This is a genomic window from Acinetobacter sp. 1566109 (assembly GCF_000582255.1).
Classification (GTDB): domain Bacteria; phylum Pseudomonadota; class Gammaproteobacteria; order Pseudomonadales; family Moraxellaceae; genus Acinetobacter; species Acinetobacter nosocomialis.
In genome coordinates, this window is the sequence record NZ_JEYB01000109.1 from 1 (window position 1) to 5,287 (window position 5,287).

Annotated in this window: 5 protein-coding genes; all 5 read left to right on the forward strand. The window is 39.4% G+C overall.

The window, feature by feature from the left end; genetic code table 11:
• Nucleotides 1–451 precede the first annotated feature (451 nt).
• Nucleotides 452–982, forward strand: a complete 531-nt coding sequence (locus J582_RS24200) for a CHAP domain-containing protein (RefSeq protein WP_004883575.1) — start codon at nucleotides 452–454, stop codon at nucleotides 980–982.
• Between the two features lie 133 nt (nucleotides 983–1,115).
• Nucleotides 1,116–2,915 carry an excinuclease ABC subunit UvrC gene (gene uvrC, locus J582_RS24205; protein ID WP_031944813.1) on the forward strand — a complete coding sequence of 600 codons (1,800 nt, stop codon included), beginning with the start codon at nucleotides 1,116–1,118 and terminating at the stop codon, nucleotides 2,913–2,915.
• A gap of 120 nt (nucleotides 2,916–3,035) precedes the next feature.
• On the forward strand, nucleotides 3,036–3,830 hold the full coding sequence (locus J582_RS24210; protein ID WP_031981899.1) for a thioesterase family protein: 795 nt from the start codon (nucleotides 3,036–3,038) through the stop codon (nucleotides 3,828–3,830).
• Between the two features lie 118 nt (nucleotides 3,831–3,948).
• Nucleotides 3,949–4,536 (forward strand): CDP-diacylglycerol--glycerol-3-phosphate 3-phosphatidyltransferase, encoded by a 588-nt coding sequence (gene pgsA, locus J582_RS24215; RefSeq protein ID WP_002156973.1) that lies wholly within the window; start codon nucleotides 3,949–3,951, stop codon nucleotides 4,534–4,536.
• A 126-nt stretch (nucleotides 4,537–4,662) separates the two neighbouring features.
• Nucleotides 4,663–5,287 (forward strand): helix-turn-helix domain-containing protein (locus tag J582_RS24220; protein ID WP_050674866.1); only part of this gene is annotated, 625 nt, incomplete at its 3' end.

Here is a 5,287-nt window from a genome sequence, read left to right on the forward strand (position 1 = left end):
AAAACCGACTGGCAATGTAGGCCAGCAACGAGATAATAATAGTTAAAATGAAAAGCGTCAATTATTAAAAGGGATTTTTATTTAAAATAAATGTGATTTATTTTTATTAAATTTTTTTATTTTAAATATTATTTTGGGAAATGTTTATAATATTTAAAATTTCTAATTAATCTGAAGTTTTATATAAGTGTTTGGTCGGTTGAAATGAATTTGATTGATTGGTTGTAGCTAAGTATTTTGCTTTTATAAGAGGATATCTTTGCCTCAATATTTATAGAAAGATTAAAGGGCCAGAAAAGGTATTTTTTTATAAAATAAAAACGATAAATTCATTTTGTGACTCATTTCACAGTGCTGGCAATTTGTTACAACTATTAAAAGCCAACGCATAATTTTGATTCTACAATTGCTCCGTTTTTTCGAAGACTGATTAGCGGAAGTAGGTTTCAAAATGGCTCATGCTCATCACGTAGCTCATGCACATGTTCACCATATTAAATTGAGAAAAGAAGAAAGTTCTCAGGGTGACTTAAAAACGAAAGTGATGTTAAACAAAGCTTCTGCTGAGACTAAAAAGCATGGCCGAACGACTTCTAAAAGACATAAAGTAGAAGATCAAAACATTGATCTACATAAGTTCTCAAGCAAACTTGAAAGCATGTCAGCAAAGCACAGCAAAGAGAAATGTGCCAAGAATATCCGTATTGCTCTACAAGCAGCAGGTGCAGATGTTTCCAAGCATCCAGTAGCTGCATCTGACTGGGGACATACCTTAGAAAAGAACGGCTATAAGAAAATCAAACCGGCATTTAACCGTCCTCAAGAAGGGGATATCTATATTATTGAACGCACCAGTGGACATACCTACGGACACATTGCTGGCTATACGGGTAATGGTTGGTTCTCAGATTTTCGTCAAAAAACCTATGCGGTATATAAAGAAAAAGACGTGAAATATAGTTACTATCGCCTCGATTCTTAAGGAAGCACGACACATATTGTCGGGCTAATTCATGATGTGTTTTCAAATTTAGGTTCTGCCACAGTAAAGCACTTGAAAAGTAAAGGTGAAAACATCACATTAGGTATTCAATATTAAGCCATGTATGCCAATAGTGAATCAAAACGCTCGTCCCCATATTGAAAAAATTTTAGCTAACCTGACCCAACTTCCAGGCGTTTATAAGATGCTAGGGAAAGAGGGAGAGTTGTTATATGTGGGTAAAGCTAAAAACCTAAAAAATCGGGTATCGAGTTATTTTGTCAAAACTATTGAGCATCCGAAAACTCAGGCTTTAGTTGCACGAATTTATGATATTGAAACGCTCGTTACGCGTTCAGAAACTGAAGCGCTGCTTTTAGAACAAAACTTAATTAAGCAACATCGTCCGCCTTATAACATTATGCTGCGTGACGATAAGTCATACGTTTATATCTTTGTATCGGCAGATAAACCTTATCCGCGAATTGCCAGTGGACGTGGCAAAGGTAAGCACCAAATCGGGAAGTTCTTTGGCCCGTATCCAAGTGCTTATAGTGCCCGAGATACCTTACTGGTTTTACAAAAGCTTTTTAATGTGCGCCAATGTGAAAATACTTACTTCTCACAGCGCAAGCGTCCATGTTTGCAATATCAAATCAAACGTTGCTCGGCCCCATGTGTAGGCTTAGTCTCACCAGAAGATTACAAAGAAGACGTCAATAACAGTATTCGCTTCTTACAAGGTGATACCAAAGAATTAAATCAAGAACTGATTGCGAAAATGGAGCAGGCAGCGGCAGATCTTGAATTTGAAAAAGCTGTTTTTTATCGAGACCGTTTGTCTTTGCTCCGTGAAGTACAAGCACAGCAAGCTGTTTTCAAAGTGAAAGGTGAGGCGGATATTTTAGCCATTGCCTATCAGGCTGGAGTGACATGTGTGCAGATTATGCATGTGCGTAATGGTCGTATGTTAGGCGGCAAAAGTTATTTCCCTGACATGTTGGGCGATGACCTTGGTCAAATGCTAAGTGACTTCATGGCAAACTTTTACTTTCAGGTTGCCGATGAAGTACCAAGCGAACTGATTGTGAATACTGCCTTACCTGACCGTAAAGAGTTGGAAGAAGCTTTAGCACAGCAGTTTGGAAAGAAAGTACAGATTAAGAGCAATGTGCGAGAAACACGTGCCGAATGGTTAGAACTTGCCGAAATGAATGTTCAACATGCGATTAAAGGGCAGTTGAGTAATCATTTAGAACTTAATGAGCGTTTCCACCAACTTGAGCAGGTGGTTGGCCGTCCGATCGATCGTATTGAGTGTTTTGATATTAGCCATACCATGGGTGAAGCGCCTATTGCATCGTGTGTGGTGTTTGACCAAGGCGGTGCACGTAAACGCGATTATCGACAATTTGCCATTCAAGATATTACCGCAGGCGATGATTACGCTGCGATGCGACAAGCTTTAACACGTCGTTATAAAAAGGCAATGTTGCCGGATTTACTTTTAATTGATGGTGGTAAAGGCCAGCTCCATATGGCTATGGAAGTTATGCAAGATCTTGGACTTGATGCTTTTATGATTGGTGTTTCAAAAGGTGAGGGACGTAAACCGGGCCTTGAAACGCTTCATTTTACTGATGGCACAAAAATCCAGTTACCTGAAGATAACAAGGCACTACATTTGATTCAACAGGTACGTGATGAAGCTCATCGCTTTGCCATTACCAAACACCGCGCTAAACGCGACAAACGCCGTAGTACTTCAGTTTTAGAGGCCATTCCGGGCTTAGGACCTAAACGCCGTCGAGATTTATTAACACATTTTGGTGGGATTCAAGGGGTGTTAAAAGCATCGGAAAAAGAATTGACGGTAGTGCCGGGCTTGGGTGAAGTGATGGCAAGAACGATTTATAAAATTTTGCATGAGTAGTCATGTCTTACTTATGTGAGTGACAAAAGCGCTCGTAAATTAATAGCTGAATGATCATTCACATGTTGGTCAAAATGATGAAAGATATTTCTTAATCACGCGCATGATTTAGGGATAGGAATGTCGTTATTACAACTATTTGAAGATGTAAAACAAAATGAATGGATTGATATACCCGCAGGATGGTTACAGGGCCGCACCGTTTTTGGGGGGCTTGTTGCAGGGTTATTAATGCAAAAGGCATGTTCCTATATTCAAGATTCAAATAAAAGGCTGTTAAGTTGTAGTGTTACTTTTGTAGGACCTGTACAACAAGGCGCTGCCCGATTGACTATTGAAGTTTTAAGAGAAGGAAAGTCAGTCACTACGCTTGAAGCGCGGTTATGGCAAGATGATGCAGTACAAACCATTTTGGTTGCAAGTTTTGGCGTGTCTCGTGTGTCGAGTATTGAGGTAAAACAAGAACCCATAGCACCTGCTTATGTACAACCAGAAAATTTAACCGTCATTCCTTTTGCGAAACATATGCCGGAATGCTTTCAGCATTTTGAAGTCTGTTGGGCTGAGGGTAATTATCCGGTAACGGCAAGTGGGCATCCTGACTTTGGTGGTTGGTCAAGGTTCTCACCAGAACAACATGAAAATCGTCAAATGACATTACCTGATTTGATTGTACTTATGGATATTTGGCCGCCGGGTGTATTGCCAATGTTTAAGCAAGTTGCGCCAGCAAGCTCTTTAACATGGCACATTACTTATGTTCATCCAGTTCAGCATCAGTTGTGCGACTGGTTTAAATATAAAGTCACGACTGAATATGCAGCTGAGGGTTATTCCACAGAATATGCATATCTTTGGGATCAAAATGATCATTTAATTGCAATCTTGCGGCAAACTGTTACGGTATTTACCTAAGTAATCTACTTTCTCGATTCACATATTTCGTATAAAGTGGCTGTTACAGATAGATACAATATTGAAGTATGTGTCGTTGTCTGTTAAAAGATGCGTGAAGACTAAATTGGCGGTGTTTATGACCACAGGGCGAATCCTGAATATCCCAAATATCCTAACTTTGGCGCGTATCGCGCTTATTCCTGTATTTTTGGTGATTGCATATTGGCCGCCTGCAATAGGTATTGGTGAGCACGTAGGAAGTATGACGCGTCATATTATCTTGACGGCTATTTTTGTGTTGGCTGCCGTAACTGACTGGTTTGATGGCTACCTAGCACGAACTTTGAACCAGACTTCAGCATTTGGCCGATTCTTAGACCCAGTTGCAGACAAACTTATGGTGGCAGCTGCACTTATTGTTTTAGTGCAGTGGAAACCGACAATTGCGATGGCTTTTGCTGCAATTGTTATTATTTCACGAGAAATTACTGTTTCTGCTTTACGTGAATGGATGGCAGAGCTCGGTGCACGAACCAGTGTAGCAGTGTCAACTGTAGGTAAATATAAGACCGCATTTCAAATGATTGCGATTAGTGTATTTCTACTGAATTGGCAGCCTTTAGAAATGCTGGCTTATGCTTTGTTATATACCGCTGTGATTCTCACTTTATGGTCAATGTTTATTTATTTAAAAGCAGCGTGGCCATATCTAAAACAACCCTAATGTCAGGTTGAATGATTAAGCCTTTCTATAACGAAAGGCTTTTTTTATTTTTGAAGAGTGCAAGAATCGGGTCGTCATAAGACTTTGGCTACTTTAAAGTAAGATTAAGTGCTAAGGAGGTGACAGATGCAAATGCTTTCTTCTCGGCAATTTGCTGTGATTGCCACAATTATTGAATATTTATATGAACATCTAGACCAGCAACCAAGCTTAGAAGATGTCGCTACATATATGGATTTAAGTCCAAGTTATATCCAGCGGCAGTTTCAGGAATGGGTAGGTATTAGCCCTAAAAAGTTTGTGCAATATATGAGCTTGCAGCAGGCAAAATATTATTTAATGCAGCAACGTAGCTTATTAGATACTGCTTTAAATACTGGACTATCGGGTACGGGTCGTTTACATGATTTGTTTATTCAGCTTGAGGGGATGACCCCAGGTGAATATAAGCAGCAAGGTGATGGGGTTGAACTGAATTATTCAGTTGAAACAAGCCCATTTGGTGATTTATTAGTAGTAAGTAGTGATAAAGGGATTTGTTCTGTTCGCTTTGTTGATAGTCGTGAAAATATTGAAGACATCATTAAACAATACTTTCCGAAAGCTCAACTAAGAAATCACTCTCCGATTTGGCATCAGCAAATTGCACAGTGGTTTAGACAAGATTTTTCAGAACACTTACAGCAGAAATTACCGCTTAATCTTGCAGGAACACCATTTCAGCTTCAAGTGTGGGAAGCATTACTTACTA

Excerpts from the sequence above, each read along its gene's own strand:
- J582_RS24200 (WP_004883575.1), top strand. The coding sequence starts at position 452 with ATGGCTCATGCTCATCACGTAGCTCATGCACATGTTCACCATATTAAA.
- J582_RS24210 (WP_031981899.1), top strand. The coding sequence starts at position 3,036 with ATGTCGTTATTACAACTATTTGAAGATGTAAAACAAAATGAATGGATT.
- pgsA (WP_002156973.1), top strand. The coding sequence starts at position 3,949 with ATGACCACAGGGCGAATCCTGAATATCCCAAATATCCTAACTTTGGCG.